This is a genomic window from Bradyrhizobium sp. HKCCYLRH2047, from assembly GCF_051168175.1.
Taxonomy (GTDB): Bacteria; Pseudomonadota; Alphaproteobacteria; order Rhizobiales; family Xanthobacteraceae; genus Bradyrhizobium.
Window position 1 is genome coordinate 21,944 of record NZ_JBNPUM010000019.1, and the last position, 15,899, is coordinate 37,842.

Annotated in this window: 18 protein-coding genes; 14 read left to right on the forward strand and 4 right to left on the reverse strand. The window is 65.0% G+C overall.

Going from position 1 to position 15,899, the window contains the following annotated elements:
* Positions 1-4: 4 nt before the first annotated feature.
* Positions 5-511 carry a DUF3455 domain-containing protein gene (locus tag ACQR1D_RS29790; protein ID WP_434894243.1) on the reverse strand — a complete coding sequence of 169 codons (507 nt, stop codon included), beginning with the start codon at positions 509-511 and terminating at the stop codon, positions 5-7.
* A gap of 99 nt (positions 512-610) precedes the next feature.
* A complete protein-coding gene (locus ACQR1D_RS29795) occupies positions 611-1,825 on the reverse strand; it encodes an NADP-dependent isocitrate dehydrogenase (protein ID WP_434894242.1) in 1,215 nt (404 codons plus the stop codon).
* Positions 1,826-2,127: 302 nt separating this feature from the next.
* Between ACQR1D_RS29795 and ACQR1D_RS29800 the strand changes: the two genes are divergently transcribed.
* The 4 genes from ACQR1D_RS29800 (at position 2,128) to ACQR1D_RS29815 (ending at position 5,958) form a co-directional block, all read left to right on the forward strand.
* Positions 2,128-3,327 carry a TrmJ/YjtD family RNA methyltransferase gene (locus tag ACQR1D_RS29800; RefSeq protein WP_434840341.1) on the forward strand — a complete coding sequence of 400 codons (1,200 nt, stop codon included), beginning with the start codon at positions 2,128-2,130 and terminating at the stop codon, positions 3,325-3,327.
* Positions 3,328-3,583: 256 nt separating this feature from the next.
* Positions 3,584-4,429, forward strand: coding sequence for a hypothetical protein (locus ACQR1D_RS29805; protein WP_434896501.1), 846 nt, complete (start codon positions 3,584-3,586; stop codon positions 4,427-4,429).
* Between the two features lie 155 nt (positions 4,430-4,584).
* On the forward strand, positions 4,585-5,703 hold the full coding sequence (locus tag ACQR1D_RS29810; protein ID WP_316183072.1) for a DUF2336 domain-containing protein: 1,119 nt from the start codon (positions 4,585-4,587) through the stop codon (positions 5,701-5,703).
* Between the two features lie 30 nt (positions 5,704-5,733).
* Positions 5,734-5,958, forward strand: coding sequence for a hypothetical protein (locus tag ACQR1D_RS29815; protein ID WP_316183073.1), 225 nt, complete (start codon positions 5,734-5,736; stop codon positions 5,956-5,958).
* A gap of 30 nt (positions 5,959-5,988) precedes the next feature.
* Here ACQR1D_RS29815 and ACQR1D_RS29820 read toward each other — a convergent pair whose 3' ends face one another.
* Positions 5,989-6,669: a TetR/AcrR family transcriptional regulator gene (locus tag ACQR1D_RS29820; RefSeq protein WP_434840339.1), complete on the reverse strand. Its 681-nt coding sequence runs from the start codon at positions 6,667-6,669 to the stop codon at positions 5,989-5,991.
* A 257-nt stretch (positions 6,670-6,926) separates the two neighbouring features.
* On the opposite strand from ACQR1D_RS29820, the gene ACQR1D_RS29825 reads away from it, so the two are divergent.
* From ACQR1D_RS29825 to cynS, 7 genes are all read left to right on the forward strand, one after another.
* Positions 6,927-7,469, forward strand: coding sequence for an OsmC family protein (locus ACQR1D_RS29825; protein WP_315801216.1), 543 nt, complete (start codon positions 6,927-6,929; stop codon positions 7,467-7,469).
* A 33-nt stretch (positions 7,470-7,502) separates the two neighbouring features.
* Complete coding sequence (locus tag ACQR1D_RS29830) at positions 7,503-8,624, forward strand: acyl-CoA dehydrogenase family protein (RefSeq protein ID WP_434840338.1); 1,122 nt, start codon at positions 7,503-7,505, stop codon at positions 8,622-8,624.
* 47 nt (positions 8,625-8,671) lie between these two features.
* Complete coding sequence (locus tag ACQR1D_RS29835; RefSeq protein ID WP_315801214.1) at positions 8,672-9,547, forward strand: sulfurtransferase; 876 nt, start codon at positions 8,672-8,674, stop codon at positions 9,545-9,547.
* A gap of 96 nt (positions 9,548-9,643) precedes the next feature.
* Positions 9,644-11,029, forward strand: a complete 1,386-nt coding sequence (locus tag ACQR1D_RS29840; protein ID WP_316183075.1) for a CmpA/NrtA family ABC transporter substrate-binding protein — start codon at positions 9,644-9,646, stop codon at positions 11,027-11,029.
* A 178-nt stretch (positions 11,030-11,207) separates the two neighbouring features.
* Positions 11,208-12,047, forward strand: coding sequence for a nitrate ABC transporter permease (gene ntrB / locus ACQR1D_RS29845; RefSeq protein ID WP_316183076.1), 840 nt, complete (start codon positions 11,208-11,210; stop codon positions 12,045-12,047).
* A 246-nt stretch (positions 12,048-12,293) separates the two neighbouring features.
* Complete coding sequence (locus ACQR1D_RS29850) at positions 12,294-13,199, forward strand: ABC transporter ATP-binding protein (protein WP_316215928.1); 906 nt, start codon at positions 12,294-12,296, stop codon at positions 13,197-13,199.
* Between the two features lie 51 nt (positions 13,200-13,250).
* Entirely contained in the window at positions 13,251-13,739 is a 489-nt protein-coding gene (cynS, locus tag ACQR1D_RS29855; RefSeq protein WP_315779742.1) for a cyanase, read from the forward strand.
* 67 nt (positions 13,740-13,806) lie between these two features.
* On the opposite strand, the gene ACQR1D_RS29860 is transcribed toward cynS, so the two are convergent.
* Positions 13,807-14,130 carry a DUF1476 domain-containing protein gene (locus ACQR1D_RS29860; RefSeq protein ID WP_316183078.1) on the reverse strand — a complete coding sequence of 108 codons (324 nt, stop codon included), beginning with the start codon at positions 14,128-14,130 and terminating at the stop codon, positions 13,807-13,809.
* 310 nt (positions 14,131-14,440) lie between these two features.
* On the opposite strand from ACQR1D_RS29860, the gene purC reads away from it, so the two are divergent.
* From purC to ACQR1D_RS29875, 3 genes are read left to right on the forward strand one after another with little or no spacing between them, the layout of a single operon-like run.
* Entirely contained in the window at positions 14,441-15,208 is a 768-nt protein-coding gene (gene purC / locus ACQR1D_RS29865) for a phosphoribosylaminoimidazolesuccinocarboxamide synthase (RefSeq protein WP_016843454.1), read from the forward strand.
* A gap of 13 nt (positions 15,209-15,221) precedes the next feature.
* On the forward strand, positions 15,222-15,464 hold the full coding sequence (purS, locus tag ACQR1D_RS29870) for a phosphoribosylformylglycinamidine synthase subunit PurS (RefSeq protein WP_315801208.1): 243 nt from the start codon (positions 15,222-15,224) through the stop codon (positions 15,462-15,464).
* Positions 15,465-15,481: 17 nt separating this feature from the next.
* A complete protein-coding gene (locus tag ACQR1D_RS29875; protein ID WP_315801207.1) occupies positions 15,482-15,898 on the forward strand; it encodes a hypothetical protein in 417 nt (138 codons plus the stop codon).
* Position 15,899: the final 1 nt, after the last annotated feature.

Here is a 15,899-nt window from a genome sequence, read left to right on the forward strand (position 1 = left end):
CGCCTTACTGCTTCCGCAGGAACACGTAGTCCGCGGAATAGGCGACGCTGCGGAGTTGCCCGGCGGCGTCGCAGGCGCCTGCCAGCTTGCCGCCGGCCGTGTTGATCCGCTGCACGGTGGTCACATCCGAGAGCACGCCCTTCGCGCCACGATGGGAGACGACCTCGAGCTTCAGCCAGGGGATGTCGTTGTCGGTGGCGCCGACCGCGGTGCCCTGCACGCGGCCGCCGATGATCGAGCCGTCCTGATGCTCCCAGCTCGGGCCGGCGTAGTGCCGGCCGACGGTCTTGCCGTCCTCGAACAGACTGGCGATCGGTTCGCGAAAGGTCCAGGCGAGCTTGCCGTCCTTGTCGGCCTTGCAGTCGTAGACCTGCGCGCCTTCGGCATGCAGCGTCAGCACGGCCTTTTCGCCGGCGGCGACCAGCGCGTCGGGAATCGTGGTCTCTGCGGCGTGGGAGGAGCCGATCTGGGCACCGAGCACCAGCAGAGCGAGCGATGAGGTCAAGCGCATGATCAGGTTCCTCGACGGCAGGAGTGAAACGAAAACGGGCCGCGCTGGCGGCGCGGCCCGTTGATAGGTGACGAAACCAGAAGGCGAAAGTGGGGAAACTTACGCCGCCATCGCCTTGGTCAGGTTCTCGGCGATCTTGTCGAGGAAGCCGGTGGTCGAGAGCCAGCGCTGGTCGGCGCCGACCAGCAGCGCGAGGTCCTTGGTCATGTAGCCGGACTCGACGGTGTCGACGCAGACCTTCTCCAGGGTCGAGGCGAACTTCGCGAGCTCGGCATTGTTGTCGAGCTTGGCGCGGTGCGACAGGCCCCGGGTCCAGGCGAAGATCGAGGCGATCGAGTTGGTCGAGGTCTCCTTGCCCTTCTGGTGCTCGCGATAGTGGCGGGTCACCGTGCCGTGGGCGGCCTCGGCCTCGACGGTCTGGCCGTCCGGCGTCATCAGCACCGAGGTCATCAGGCCGAGCGAGCCGTAGCCCTGGGCCACCGTGTCGGACTGCACGTCGCCGTCATAGTTCTTGCAGGCCCAGACATAGCCGCCCGACCACTTCAGCGCCGCGGCGACCATGTCGTCGATCAGGCGGTGCTCATAGGTGATCTTCTTGGCCTCGAACTTGTCCTTGAACTCCTTGTCGTACACCTCCTGGAAGATGTCCTTGAAGCGGCCGTCATAGACCTTCAGGATGGTGTTCTTGGTCGACAGGTAGACCGAGTAGTTCTTGGCGAGGCCCATGTTGAGCGAGGCGCGGGCGAAGTCGTAGATCGACTCGTCGAGGTTGTACATCTCCATCGCGACGCCGGCGCCGGGCGCCCTGAAGACTTCCTTCTCGATCACGGTGCCGTCGTCGCCGACGAACTTCATCGTCAGCACGCCCTTGCCGGGGAACTTGAAGTCGGTGGCGCGGTACTGGTCGCCATAGGCGTGGCGGCCGATGATGATCGGCTTGGTCCAGCCGGGGACCAGGCGCGGCACGTTCTTGCAGATGATCGGCTCGCGGAACACGACGCCGCCGAGGATGTTGCGGATGGTGCCGTTCGGCGACTTCCACATCTCCTTGAGGCCGAACTCCTTCACCCGGGCCTCGTCCGGGGTGATGGTGGCGCACTTGACGCCGACGCCGACCTTCTTGATGGCGTTGGCGGCATCGATCGTGATCTGGTCGTTGGTCTTGTCGCGGCTCTCCATCCCCAGGTCGAAATACTGCAGATCGATGTCAAGGAACGGGTTGATCAGCTTGTCCTTGATGTACTGCCAGATGATCCGCGTCATCTCGTCGCCGTCGAGCTCGACGACCGGGTTGGTCACCTTGATTTTTGCCATGATCGATGGGGCCTTCTTGGGAACAGCGCGCCAGGAATGGAAAGCGCTTGTGAAATCAAGCGCGTCATAGCACTGCTGCACCGCGGGCGGAAGCGCACCCGGTGGGCCCACGGTGGTGATTTTCGCAGCCCGCTCATGCGCTGGGCAACGGCGGCGAGGCGGCCGGCTGCGGTTTCGCGCAAACCGTAAAATTCTTGGCTAAGCCGATTATTTTGCTTGAGAATTCTCGCCAGCCGGGCCAACGGAGCGGGCAGGGCGCGCGGGCGCGCCCTTCAACCGGATCTGGAAGTCGAGGATTGACCGTGTCGGGCACCGACAAGACGAAGGCGGGATTGGAGATCACGGGCCCGGTGGTGATCCTGGTCGAGCCGCAGCTCGGCGAGAACATCGGCATGGCCGCGCGCGCCATGGGCAATTTTGCGTTGTCCGAGCTGCGACTGGTCAACCCGCGCGACGGCTGGCCGAACATCGCCGCCCAGCGGGCCGCCGCCGGGGCCGACCACATCATCGATCATGTCCGGCTGTTCGACACCCTGCCGGAGGCGATCGCCGACCTCGACCTGGTGTTTGCCACCACCGCCCGCGCCCACGACCAGGCCAAGCCGGTGATGGGCCCGGAGGCGGCCGCGCGGGAGATGCAGGGCCAGATTGCCGCCGGCGGCCGCGCCGGCATTCTGTTCGGCCGCGAGCGGGCGGGGCTCACCAACGAGGAGGTCGCCCGCGCCAATCGCATCATCACCTATCCGGTCAATCCGGGCTTCGCCTCGCTGAACCTCGCGCAGGCCGTGCTGCTGATGGGTTATGAGTGGTTCAAGCTGGCGACGTCGGGCGCGCTGCCCTTCGCCATGCCCGAGCGCTCGGAGCGCGCCAGCCAGGGGCAGATGGAAGCGTTCTTCGAGAACCTGGTGCGCGAGCTCGACCGGGTCGAATTCCTGCGCCCGCCGGAGAAGCGCGAGACCATGCTGGTCAATTTGCGCAACATCTTCTTCCGCATGGAGCCGTCGCGGCAGGACATCCACACCCTGCACGGCGTGGTGATGGCGATCGCCGAGGGACGCAAGGGACCGGCCAAGGGCGGCGTGCTCGACAGCGAGCAGGCGACGCGGCTGCGCGCGCTGATCGCCGAGCAGGGTACCGTCGCCAACCTGCCGGATTCGCGCGGCTCGCTGCGCGGGCTGGCGCGGCTGCTCCGCCGCAATCCCACCGACGCCGAGCGGGCGCTGTGGCACGCGCTGTCGCGCGACCGCCGCTTCGCCGGCCAGTTCAAGCGCCAGACCCCGGTCGGCCGCCACATCCCCGATTTCGTCTCCTTCATCCACCGCCTGGCCATCGAGCTCGTCGGCCCCGACGAGAGCGAGGGCGTCGTCGCCGATCGCAGAGCACGGCGGGCATGGCTGGAAAGCCGCGACTATCGCGTCACCGAGGTGAAGGCGGCGGATGTCGAGGCGAATCTGGAGGCCGAACTGGTGCGGCTGCAGGCGCTGATCGGCGCAGCCAAGTAGTCGCCGACGGTCGCATCGCGTGCCGCGTGGCGGCTATCGATGGCTTCGCGCATCCGTCCATCGCGCGCAATTGTCGATTGAGTTGTCGCGCGGCTCACACGGCCCTGGCAATTCATCCGCGCCCCGGCGGGCCTCGAGTCTGCGATCACGTTTACACCGGCTGAACGATGATTTGCGAACGCAATTCCAGATTGTGGCTCGTCCGATCGGTTCTGGTTAGATCGCAGCACAAAGAGCAAGACCTAAGGGGGCATTCATGGCTACGCGACGATGGCGCTCGTTTTTGAGTGGTGCGTTGATCACCGGTTCGATCTTCGGCTTGTCGGCGAGCGCCGAGGCGGCGGCACCGAAGCGGTGTACGACCGCGGCCGATCTCGGCGCCGACGAGCGCATCGCCGGCTGCACTGTCGTGATCGAGCACGGCAAGCCGGCGACGCCGCAGGTGATCGAAGCCCGTTTCGCACGCGCCGGCGCCTATTTCCGCAAGGGAGATGTCGAGCATGCGATCGACGACTACAAGATCGTCATCGAGCAGTCCTCGGCCGGTCTTCTTGCCGCATTCGATCGCGCCGGCCCCGATCTGCGCGAGAGCGAGCCGCAGCCGGGGTCGGGTTTCGGGCGGGCGTTCGGTCGCAATGGCTACCGCGCGCAAGCCTATCGCGCGCTGGGGATCGCAAGCTTCCAGGCGGGTCTCCTGGAGCAGTCGCAGGACGACTTCCGATGGCTCAGCGAGATCGATCCCAACAATGCCGATGCGGCCTTGTGGCTGGACCTGGCGCGCCGCCGTGCCGGGCTCGCGAGCGAGCTTGCCGACCACGCCAAGCGGCTCGACATGGGCAAATGGCCGGCGCCGATCGTCCGCCTGTTTCTCGGCCAGGAAACGCCAGAGGCCGTGCTTGCGGCGGCGGACCGCGGTGCTCCCGCCACGCGCCAGGCACGGCGCTGCGAGGCGAGCTTCTTCGCCGGCGAGTTGATGCTCCACCAGGGTCGCGAGGGCGACGCCATGCAGCTGATCGACCGGGCTCTCGCCGAGTGCCGGTGGACGTCGCGCGAACGGTCGGTCGCCGAGGCAGAGGCGCGCGCGCTCCACGTCATGCCGTAGACAGCATGCGCGTGCGCGCATGCTTAACGCGCACGCGCGCATTTGAGTGAAAATGCCCGGTCAAATCCGCACGCGGCGGGTTACGGAACGCTCGGGTTCGAACGGTATGATCTGCGCATTGCCCTTCCATTGTTGCAGCGGTGCGGCCTTTCATCATGAACGAAACCAGATCGGTGTTGCGGGACCTCGAGGATGCGATCGCGCGGGGGACCGCCGACAGCCGGGAGCGCGCGCTGTGGCATGCGACCGACCTGCTGATCGCGGGACGGTACTGCGAGGAGGAGATCGCCACCTTCGGCGAGGTCATCGGCCGGCTGGCTGACGAGATCGAGGTCGAAGCGCGCGCCAAACTCGCCGATCGCCTCGCCAGGATCGAATATTCACCGGCCAGCGTCATCCGCAAGCTCGCCTTCGACGACGAGATCTGGGTCGCCGGCCCGGTGCTGCGCGAATCCGAGCGGCTCGATGACGCCACGCTGGTCGAGAACGCCAGCACCAAGAGCCAGGACCATCTGCTCGCGATCGCCGAACGCCGAACGCTGAGCCCGGCGGTGACCGACGTGCTGGCGACGCGCGGCAACCGCGCCGTCGCCACGGCGGTGGCGCGCAACCAGGGCGCCCAGTTCTCCGGCGCCGGATTCCTGCACATGGTCAAGCGCGCCGAGAACGACTCGATCCTCGCCGAGCATCTCGGCCGTCGGCTCGACATCCCGCGCCATCTGTTCCAGCAGCTCATCGCCAAGGCCTCGGACGATGTCGGCAAGCGGCTGGCCGGCGAGCGCCCTGAACTGCTCGGTGAAATCAACAGCTCGGTCGCCAACATCGCCGGCGACCTCCAGTCGAAGTTCGGACCCGGCTCGCGCAACTACTTCGTCGCCAAGCGCACCGTGACGATCCAGCACCGCCTCGGCAATCTGCACGAGAGCACGATCGCCAGCTATGCGACGGCGCACAAGGTCGAGGAGGTGACGATCGGCCTCGCGCTGCTGTCGGGACTGCCGGTCGACGTCGTCGAGCGCGCCTTGTTCGACCGTAACCGCGAGATGCTGCTGATGCTCGCAAAGGCGCTCGGCTTCACCTGGGATACGATGATGGCGCTCGCCTTCCTCGGCGCCCGCGAACATCGCATCACGGCCGGTGAATTGCAGGAGTTGGAGCGTGACTATGCCAAGCTCCAGTCGCAGACGTCGCGCAGCGTGCTCGAATTCTATCAGTCCCGCAAGAATCCGGGCAAAGGCGGCAAGGCGTCCACGCCGCGCGCGGCGGCGTATTGAATCTGCAGCGACGGACGGAGGTGATCGCGGATGAACGGCACGGAACTCCCTCTTCGCAGAGAGCAACGGCTCGGCCATCGCGAGGCGCGTGCGGACCGCGCGGCGGCCGATGCGGCCTGGCACGTGCTCGAAGCGGCCAACGAGCTCGGCGATGAGGCTGCGGTCGCCGCCTGCCGCCGCGTCATCGATGCCAGCCTCAACGGCGCGTGCGCAGACCAGGCCGACCTGAAGCTGGTGACGGAGTATTTCCGCTAATCCAGACGCTCGGTCGTGGAGCAGGGCGGCTCACGCCGTCGCGAGCTGCGGGTTCGCCTTGCTGTTGCGCTGTGCCGCCTTCAGCTTCGCCGGCTCGATCAGCGCCTTCGCGGCCAGGCCGGCCGTGTCCGCGACCTCGGGATTGCGTGACACCATTGCCGCCACGATCGCGCCGTCGATCAGCAATGCGAGCTGATGCGAGAAGCTCTCCGGCTCGGCGGCGCCCATCTCGCGGGCGAGCCTCTCGATATGCGCCAGCACCACCTTCTTGTGGCGCATCGCGATGGTACGAAACTGCTTCTGATCCTTGTCGTGCTCGCCGACCGCATTGATGAAGGGGCAGCCGTAGAAGCGCTCCTCGCCGAACCAGCTCTTCAACGCCGGAAAGATGCGTGCCAGCTTGGTCTCGGCGTCACCGCCGCCGGTCTCCATTTCCGCGATGAACCATTCGCGCCACTGCTTGCCTTCGCTTTCGAGCACGGCGGTGACCAGCGCGGTCTTCGATCCGAACAGCTTGTAGAGCGTGGTCTTCGCGGTGCCGGCCTCGCTGATGATCGCATCGATGCCGGTGGCATTGATTCCGTTCTTGCAGAACAGCCGCGTAGCGGCGCCGAGCAGACGGCCGCGCGCGGATTCGTCATCGCCGGCCGAGATCGTCCTCGCGATCGCCTGCTTCTTGCCGGATTGTTTGCCCGCAACTGACTTTGCCATGCGTGCGAGCTTAATCGCTGTGCGCGTGAGTCAGCAAGACTGCTGATGTGCGCGAGGCAGCGTTGCGCGCAATTTGATCTCCGAAGGCGGCATTCTGCACTGCGCTTGGGCAGCGGAGGGGACGCAGCGGTTCGCCACTTGCCGCGATGATCGCGTAAGCCGCGAGGATCACTCCGGCTTTTGATTTTCGGCCTCCCTGGCACGCTTCGTGCAGGATACAGACCGTTCGGTATCCTCATCCCAGGGAGAGAAATGAGATGACCGCTGTGGTTCAGAAGACGGCGCTGACGGGCTGCCTCGCGCCCATCGACAGAGGTGGGCTCGAGCAGCTCATCGTCAACGGCAAGGCCAACCCCAAGGTCATCAAGACCCTGAAGTGCAAGACCGTCGCCGAGGGCAAGTTCCGCCACGCCAACTACATCCGCAACCTCGCGCCGTACATCGTCGACGAGCCGCCGGGGCTGCTCGGTGACGACACCGCGCCCAATCCGTCGGAAGCCTCGCTCGCTGCGCTCGGCTCGTGCCTGGCCGTCGGCCTGCACGCCAATGCGGTGCATCGCGGCTGGATCGTCAACAAGCTCGAGCTGGAGCTCGAGGGCGATCTCAACATCACCGCAGTCTGGGGCACCGGCGACGTCAGCGAGAAGCCGGTCGGCTTCACCGACGTCCGCGTCAAGGTCGACATGGAGTGCGAGGGCATTCCGCAGGAGGAGGTCAAGGCGCTGATCGATCACGTCAAGAAGTGGTCGCCGGTTGCCAACACGTTTACCCGCCCGGTCAATCTCGAAGTCGGAATCTGATCGGCCGAGGGCCTGCGAGTAGCGGAGGACGTCATGGGTTCACTCGGACAGCATCTGGCAGTCGACGGTGCGGGCGTGATGCCCGTGCCGTCGACCGTGGAGCAGGTCACGGCGATCGCGCGCAAGGAGCTCGCGCCGCTGGCCTCTGGCATCGACGCCGGGACGGTGTACCCGGCCGACGTGCTCCGCCGCTTCGGCGAGGTCGGCGCGTGGAGCAGCCACGTGCCGGACAATGGCGCGGCGGATCTCAACTGCGCGATCGACGCCATCGGCGCGATCGGCGAGGTCTGCGGCGCCTCTGCCTTCATGGCGTGGTGCCAGAACACGCTGGTCTGGTACATCGCCAACTCACCCAACAAGGCGCTCGTCGACCGTCTTCTCGACGACGCCGCGAGCGGCCGGTTGCTCGGTGGCACCGGGCTCTCGAACCCGATGAAGAGCTTCTTCGGCATCGAGAAGCTCAAGTTGAAGGGCCGCAAGGTCGAGGGCGGCTACGTCGTGCGCGGCGTGCTGCCCTGGGTCTCCAACCTCGGGCCGGACCACATGTTCGGTACCATCTTCGAGCGTGAGGACGCGCCCGGCGAGATCGTGATGTTCATCGCCGACTGTGCCGATCCGGCGGTGACCCTGCAGCCCTGCCAGCCGTTCCTGGCGATGGACGGCACCGGCACCTACGGCATTCAGTTCCGCGACCTGTTCGTTCCGGACGAACTGATCCTGGCCGACCCCGCCGGTCCCTTCGTCAAGAAGATCCGCGCCGGATTCATCCTGCTGCAGGCCGGCATGGCGCTCGGCCTGATCAAGGACTGCATCAAGATCATGCAGGAGGTCGAGGCGCCGCTCGGCCACGTCAACCGTTATCTGCCGCAACAGCCGGTCGACTTCAGCGCGCTCGCCGACGAGCTCGCACGGGAGACCGCCATCCTCGCCAGCGATCCGTTCAACACCGACGAGACCTACTGGCGCAAGGTCGTCGCGCTGCGCCTGCGGGCCGGCGAGGCCAGCGTCGCTGCGGCTCATGCCGCGATGCTCCATTGCGGAGCCCGCGGCTACCTCAAGGGCAATCGCGCCGAACGTCGCCTGCGCGAGGCCTATTTCGTCGCGATCGTGACCCCCGCGACCAAGCAGCTCCGCAAGATGCTCGCCGACGGCTGACGCCGGCGAGAACGGCAACCAACAAATCCCACCAGGAGAGGCCTGCCATGACGGACGTTCTGATTACTGCCGGTGAACTCGCCGAGTTCATCAAGACCGAGCCGTGTGTCGTGATCGACACCCGCAATCCCGATGCCTATGCCGCGGGACATCTTCCCGGCGCGGTCAACGTCCACGAGATCTTCACCTATCTCGCGACCTCCACGCCGGAAGGCATCACGGAGCTGAAGACGAAGTTTGCCGATGCGTTCGGCGCCGCCGGCCTGTCGGGTGCGGAGACCGCCGTGGTCTACGAGCAGTCGATGAACTCCGGCTTCGGCCAGTCGTGCCGCGGCTATTTCCTGCTCACAATGCTCGGCTATCCCAAGATCAAGGTGCTGCATGGCGGCTACGACGCCTGGGTCGCCGCCGGCCTGCCCGTGACGACCGACGTGCCGTCGCCGGCGAAGGCATCGTTCAGCATCGTTCCGGAGGCGGGGAGCATCCTGATCGACGCCAAGGCGATGCTGGCCGCCGTCGGCAATCCCGCGATCGCGATCCTCGACGTCCGCGATGTCGACGAATGGATCGGCGATTCCTCCTCGCCCTACGGCAAGGATTTCTGTCCGCGCAAGGGCCGCATCCCCGGTGCCGTCTGGCTCGAATGGTACCGCATGATGAAGCCGACCGGAGAGGGGCCGCGCTTCAAGTCGAAGGACGAGATCCTCGCCGAATGCGCCACCGTCGGCATCACCGTCGACACGCCGGTGTATCTCTACTGTTTCAAGGGCGCGCGGGCCTCGAACACCTTCCTGGCGCTGAAGAACGCCGGCGTGAAGGATGTGCGGATGTACTTCGGCTCGTGGAACGAGTGGTCGCGCGATCCGTCGCTGCCGATCGAGGAAGGTCTTCCGATGCCGGCGATGACCAGCAAGGCGGCATAGAAGCTGCATGTTGAGCACGTCCGGCCGCTGAAAAACGCGGCCGGATGAGCAGTTCGAAGGCGCTGATAGCGCAGGTGTGACAAAGGGGCGCAGCACATGTCGATTTTCGATGATCCGTTCGATGCCGATTCACGCGTGAATGCTGGTTGTATCTGCGGCCAGCATCGCAGCCCGGCCGAACATGAGCACGCCATGCTGGCGCTGCGCTGCGAGCCCGTGGCGGAGTCCACCGAGAAGCGCTACGAGAACGTGGTCGCGTCCGCCGTGCTGCGCGCGGTGTTTCCGCAAGCTGCCACCCGCCGCGCGTTCCTGAAGTCGGTCGGCGCCGCCACCGCGCTCGCTGCCGTCTCGCAATTCTTTCCGCTGAAGACGGCGACTGAAGCTTTCGCCGAAGCGGGCGCGCCGGAGAAGAAGGATCTCAAGGTCGGCTTCATCCCGATCACCTGCGCCACGCCGATCATCATGGCAGCGCCGCTCGGCTTCTATGCTAAGGCCGGGCTGAACGTCGAGGTCGTCAAGACCGCCGGCTGGGCCGTGATCCGCGACAAGACCATCAACAAGGAATACGACGCCTCGCACATGCTGGCGCCGATGCCGATCGCGATCTCGCTCGGCCTCGGTGCACAGCCGATCCCGTTCACCGTGCCCGCGATCGAGAACATCAACGGGCAGGGCATCGTGCTGGCGATGAAGCACAAGGACAAGCGTGACCCGAAGGACTGGAAGGGCATGAAGTTCGCCATTCCGTTCGACTATTCGATGCACAATTATCTGCTGCGTTACTATCTCGCCGAGCACGGCATCGATCCCGACACCGACGTGCAGCTGCGCTCGGTGCCGCCGCCGGAGATGGTCGCGAACCTGCGCGCCGACAACATCGACGGTTTTCTCGCGCCTGACAACATCTGCCAGCGGGCGATCTTCGACGGCGTCGGCTTCCTGCACGTGCTGTCGAAGGAGATCTGGGACGGTCACCCCTGCTGCAGCTTCGCGGCGAGCCGCGAGTTCATCACGACGGCGCCGAACAGCTTCGCGGCGCTCACCCGCGCCATCGTCGATGCCACCGCGTACGCGTCGAAGGCCGAGAACCGCAAGCAGATCGCGGAGGCGATCGCTCCGGCGAATTATATCAATGCGCCGGTGACCGTCATGGAGCAGGTCTTGACCGGCACCTACGCCGATGGCCTCGGCGGCGTGAAGACCGATCCGAAACGCGTCGATTTCGATCCGTTCCCGTGGCAGTCCTTCGCGGTGTGGATGCTGACGCAGATGAAGCGCTGGGGGCAGATCAAGGGCGACGTCGACTACAAGGCGGTCGCCGAGCAGATCTATCTCGCCACCGACACCCGCAAGGTCATGATCGACATGGGCCTGACGCCGCCGAAGGACTCCTACAAATCGTTCTCGGTGATGGGCAAGCCGTTCGATCCGACCAAGCCGGACGACTACGTTGCCAGCTTCAAGATCAAGAAGGCGTCGTGATGGGAGCGATGGGCACGCTGCCGGCCACACCACCGGTGTCGTCCTCGCGAACGCGGGGACCCATACGCCGTAACCTGGCTTGTGGCAGGAGCAGTAGCGACAATCTTATCCATCCATTGATTTCGGTGGTTATGGGTCCCTGCGTTCGCAGGGATGACGCCGGTGGTGGAGCGACGGCATGACCGCCTCACTTCGTCTGCGCGCCGCCGTCGTCTCAATCGTGCTGCTCGCCGTCTTCCTCGGCGCCTGGCACATCGCCACGCGCAGCACCGGCACGGCTGCCAACATGAGCCCGGAATACGCCAAGCTGATGGGCATGACCGCGACGCAAGGCAAGTCGGCGATGCCCGGGCCGCTCGATGTCGGCGCCAAGCTGTGGGAGCATCTCCGGCGGCCGTTCTACGACAATGGCCCGAACGACAAGGGGCTCGGCATCCAGCTCGCCTTCTCGCTGGGGCGGGTCATGCTCGGCTACCTGATCGCGGTCGCGGTCGCGATCCCGCTCGGCTTCCTGATCGGTATGTCGCCGTTGATGAGCAAGGCGCTCGATCCGTTCATCCAGATTCTCAAGCCCATCTCGCCGCTCGCCTGGATGCCGCTGGCGCTCTACACGATCAAGGATTCCAGCCTGTCGGCGATCTTCGTGATCTTCATCTGCTCGGTGTGGCCGATGCTCATCAACACCGCCTTCGGCGTCGCCGGCGTGCGCAAGGAATGGATCAACGTCGCCCGCACGCTCGAGGTCGGGAATTTCCGCCGCGCCTTCACGGTCATCCTGCCGGCGGCGGCGCCGACGATCCTCACCGGCATGCGGATATCGATCGGCATCGCCTGGCTCGTCATCGTCGCCGCCGAGATGCTCGTCGGCGGCACCGGCATCGGCTACTTCGTCTGGAACGAGTGGAACAACCTCTCGATCACCAACGTGATCATTGCGATCCTGATGATCGGTCTGGTCGGCATGATGCTCGATCAGATCCTGGCCCGTGTCGCGCGGCTTGTGACGTTTCCGGAGTAGGGGGATGACGGTCGTGATCCCAAGCAGAGCGGCCGTCTTACCTCTCCCCGCTTGCGGGGAGAGGTCGGATTGCATCGTAGATGCAATCCGGGTGAGGGGGTACAGGTCCATCCACGGACACTCCCGGCGCGTGTGCCCCGAATCATCTCTTTCCATAGGCACCTTTCGTGCGGCTGCCCCTCACCCCAACCCTCTCCCCGTGAAGAACGGGGAGAGGGAGCGCACCGTCCTCGCGGAGTCTGCTCGATGACCTCAGACAAGTTCATCTCCATCGAGGGCATCGCCAAGCGCTACGACGGGGCGCGGAGCACGACGATCTTCGAGAACCTGTGGCTCGCGATGGCGCGCGGCGAGTTCGTCTGCGTGATCGGGCATTCCGGCTGCGGCAAGACCACGGTGCTGAATGTTCTTGCCGGCCTCGACGCACCGAGCGAAGGCGCCGTCATCGTCGACGGCCAGGCCATCGAAGGCCCGAGCCTCGACCGCGCGGTCATCTTCCAGAGTCATGCGTTGCTGCCATGGCGGACGGTGCTCGGCAATGTCACCTATGCCGTCTCGTCGAAATGGCGCAAATGGGATCGCGCCAAGGTCAAGGCGCATGCGCTGAAATATATCGAGCTGGTTGGGCTTGCCGGCTCCGAGCACAAGCGTCCCTCGGAGCTGTCCGGCGGCATGAAGCAGCGCGTCGGCATCGCGCGGGCGCTGTCGATCACGCCGAAGATCATGCTGATGGACGAGCCGTTCTCCGCGCTCGATGCGCTGACGCGCGGCACCCTGCAGGACGAGGTCCGCCGCATCTGCGTCGAGACCGGGCAGACCGTGTTCATGATCACCCACGACGTGGACGAAGCGATCTATCTCGCCGACAAGATCGTGCTGATGACCAACGGTCCCGGCGCGGTGCTGGCGGAGATCGTCGAGAACCCGCTGCCGAAGGACCGGCTGCGCGGCGACCTGCATCGTCATCCGCTGTACTACGCGCTACGCAATCACATCATCGATTTCCTGGTTAGCCGCAGCAGGACCTTCACTGCCGAGACGCCGGATCACGACCCGCGCAAGGTGCCGGTGGTGAAGATCGGGCGCACCGAGCCGGCGATCGTCGCGTCCAAGCCGGTCGAGAGCGATACGCCGCTGGCGGTCGCCCGCTGACGGCCAGCCGGAAGAAACCCATCAACGAAGATCCATCAAGGGAGACCAAGCATGAAGCGATCCGACCTCACCGAGAAGCTGCTCGACATCAAGCGCGAGAAGGGCTGGAGCTGGAAGTACATCTGCGAGACGATCGGTGGCTATTCCGAGGTGCTGATCGTCGGCGCCATTCTCGGCCAGATGAAGCTGACCAAGCCGCAGGCCGCCAATGCGGGCGAGCTGTTCGGCCTGTCGAAGTCCGAGATCGCGATGCTGAACGAGACGCCGATGCGCGGCGAGGGCGTGCAGATGCCGCCGACCGATCCCCTGATCTATCGCTTCTACGAGCTGGTGATGATCAACGGCCCGGCCTGGAAGGAGCTGATCCAGGAGGAGTTCGGCGACGGCATCATGTCGGCGATCGATTTCGACATGGTGATGGAGCGCCTGCCCAATGCCAAGGGCGACCGCGTCAAGATCACGATGTCGGGCAAGTTCCTGCCGTACAAATATTACGGCGCCAGCGGCAACGTGCCGGAGTACGGTTTCAAGGAAGAATAGGCGAATAGGGAGTGGCGAATAGGGATCTTCTTGCCCTATTCGCTACTCGCCATTCGCAACTCGCCCGTTATTGTCCCGCCTTGACCTGCGCCACGGCGGTCGACAGCAGCTCGCTCATCTTCGCGCGCACGTCCGCCTCGGTGACGGCGGCGCCCTTGGCGTTGAGGTCTCCCAGCACCTTGCGCAGCACGTCGGCATCGCCCGCTTCCTCGAAATCGGCCGCGACGACCTCCTTGGCGTAGGCGTCGGCGTCAGCGCCGGACTTGCCGAGCTTTTCGGCGGCCCACAGGCCGAGCAGCTTGTTGCGGCGGGCTTCTGCCTTGAACTTCAATTCCTCGTCATGGGCGAATTGCTTCTCGAAGGCGTCCTCGCGCTTGTCGAACGTGGTCATGGTCGGAACTTCCAGTGTTGCCGAAGAGGGTTAACCGCGCAGGCGGTTGCGGGGCGGTGGCCGCACGCCTAAATAATTGGAACATCTTGCCAATACAACGGGTACGAGGCCGCAGGGAAGGGCGGTAAAACTCCGCCCCCGAGGTCTGGATCGATTGTGCTCGGGACACCAATGAGATAGGTTTCCCACAGGCCCGGTTCCTGTTCTGTTTCCGTCCGTCCGGGCCCTCGCGGCAGCTCCGTCGTGGTCCTGTCCAAAGTCATCCGGAGCCCACCATTTCATGGATTTCAACAAAACACGGTACATCCCAATGAGCCGTCGGCGTCGCATTTATGAAGGCAAGGCCAAGGTCCTGTACGAAGGCCCCGAGCCGGGCACCCTGATCCAGCACTTCAAGGACGACGCCACCGCCTTCAATGCCAAGAAGCATCAGGTGATCGAAGGCAAGGGCGTCCTCAACAACCGGATCTCGGAGTACCTGTTTCAGCACCTCAACGACATCGGGGTCCCGACTCACTTCATCCGCCGGCTCAACATGCGCGAGCAGTTGATTCGCGAGGTCGAGATCGTCCCGCTCGAGGTCGTCGTGCGCAACGTGGCGGCGGGCTCGCTGTCGCAGCGCCTCGGCATCGAGGAAGGCACCCAGCTGCCGCGTTCGATCATCGAATTCTATTACAAGAACGACCAGCTCAACGACCCCATGGTGTCGGAGGAGCACATCACCGCGTTCGGCTGGGCGACCCCCCAGGAGATCGACGACATCATGGCGCTGGCCATCCGCGTCAACGACTTCCTGACCGGCCTTTTCCTCGGCATCGGCATTCGTCTGGTCGACTTCAAGATGGAGTGCGGCCGGCTGTTCGAGAACGAGATGATGCGGATCATCGTCGCCGACGAGATTTCCCCCGATTCCTGCCGGCTGTGGGACATCAAGTCGAACGAGAAGCTCGACAAGGACCGCTTCCGCCGTGATCTTGGCGGCCTTCTGGAGGCCTATACCGAGGTCGCCAAGCGGCTCGGCATCCTCATCGAGAACGAGCGTCCGGCGGGCTCCGGCCCGGTCCTGGTCAAGAGCTAAAAGGGATAAAGACGTGAAAGCGCGTGTCACGGTGACGCTGAAATCCGGCATCCTCGATCCGCAGGGCAAGGCGATCGAGGGCGCCCTCAAGTCGCTCGGCGTCAACGGCGTCGCGTCCGTGCGCCAGGGCAAGGTGTTCGACATCGAGCTCGCCGGCGCCGACAAGGCCCAGGCGGAGGCGGCCCTGAAGGCCGCCGCTGACAAGCTGCTCGCCAACACGGTGATCGAGAATTACCGGGTGGAACTGCTGGGGTAGGGCGCTGAGGGGGAGACATGATCCGCCGAAACGAAGTCAGACTGGGCGTCGCGGCAGTTGGTCTCCTTCTATCGGTATCGATGGCGAGCGCAGCGGCTCCGGTCACTATGGACGGATGGCGCTACACCGCTGGACCGAACGGCCTGCATGTCTTCGTATGCGCACGTGTCGACTGTGTGCCTGGGTCTCGGCTTGTTTGCCAAAGCAAGCCGCCCCATTCGGCGCTGCTTCCGGGCATCCTGCGCAAGTGGGATGAGATGGCCGCTGAGCTCTCGGGCGAGCCGCCCGAGGTGCGAACGACGAGCCACAGACTCTCCGGTATCGTCGACAGCGCTACATCACAATACGTTTTGATCAGTTCGTCGAACGACGAATACGCCAGCCGAGCCAATCTCGCGCGATTCGAGAAGGCTCTGCAGGAAGCCAGCAAATAGG

Excerpts from the sequence above, each read along its gene's own strand:
- ACQR1D_RS29790 (WP_434894243.1), bottom strand. The coding sequence starts at position 511 with ATGCGCTTGACCTCATCGCTCGCTCTGCTGGTGCTCGGTGCCCAGATC.
- ACQR1D_RS29795 (WP_434894242.1), bottom strand. The coding sequence starts at position 1,825 with ATGGCAAAAATCAAGGTGACCAACCCGGTCGTCGAGCTCGACGGCGAC.
- ACQR1D_RS29805 (WP_434896501.1), top strand. The coding sequence starts at position 3,584 with ATGGCTACGCGACGATGGCGCTCGTTTTTGAGTGGTGCGTTGATCACC.
- ACQR1D_RS29810 (WP_316183072.1), top strand. The coding sequence starts at position 4,585 with ATGAACGAAACCAGATCGGTGTTGCGGGACCTCGAGGATGCGATCGCG.
- ACQR1D_RS29815 (WP_316183073.1), top strand. The coding sequence starts at position 5,734 with ATGAACGGCACGGAACTCCCTCTTCGCAGAGAGCAACGGCTCGGCCAT.
- ACQR1D_RS29820 (WP_434840339.1), bottom strand. The coding sequence starts at position 6,669 with ATGGCAAAGTCAGTTGCGGGCAAACAATCCGGCAAGAAGCAGGCGATC.
- ACQR1D_RS29825 (WP_315801216.1), top strand. The coding sequence starts at position 6,927 with ATGACCGCTGTGGTTCAGAAGACGGCGCTGACGGGCTGCCTCGCGCCC.
- ACQR1D_RS29830 (WP_434840338.1), top strand. The coding sequence starts at position 7,503 with ATGGGTTCACTCGGACAGCATCTGGCAGTCGACGGTGCGGGCGTGATG.
- ACQR1D_RS29835 (WP_315801214.1), top strand. The coding sequence starts at position 8,672 with ATGACGGACGTTCTGATTACTGCCGGTGAACTCGCCGAGTTCATCAAG.
- ACQR1D_RS29840 (WP_316183075.1), top strand. The coding sequence starts at position 9,644 with ATGTCGATTTTCGATGATCCGTTCGATGCCGATTCACGCGTGAATGCT.
- ntrB (WP_316183076.1), top strand. The coding sequence starts at position 11,208 with ATGACCGCCTCACTTCGTCTGCGCGCCGCCGTCGTCTCAATCGTGCTG.
- ACQR1D_RS29850 (WP_316215928.1), top strand. The coding sequence starts at position 12,294 with ATGACCTCAGACAAGTTCATCTCCATCGAGGGCATCGCCAAGCGCTAC.
- cynS (WP_315779742.1), top strand. The coding sequence starts at position 13,251 with ATGAAGCGATCCGACCTCACCGAGAAGCTGCTCGACATCAAGCGCGAG.
- ACQR1D_RS29860 (WP_316183078.1), bottom strand. The coding sequence starts at position 14,130 with ATGACCACGTTCGACAAGCGCGAGGACGCCTTCGAGAAGCAATTCGCC.
- purC (WP_016843454.1), top strand. The coding sequence starts at position 14,441 with ATGAGCCGTCGGCGTCGCATTTATGAAGGCAAGGCCAAGGTCCTGTAC.
- ACQR1D_RS29875 (WP_315801207.1), top strand. The coding sequence starts at position 15,482 with ATGATCCGCCGAAACGAAGTCAGACTGGGCGTCGCGGCAGTTGGTCTC.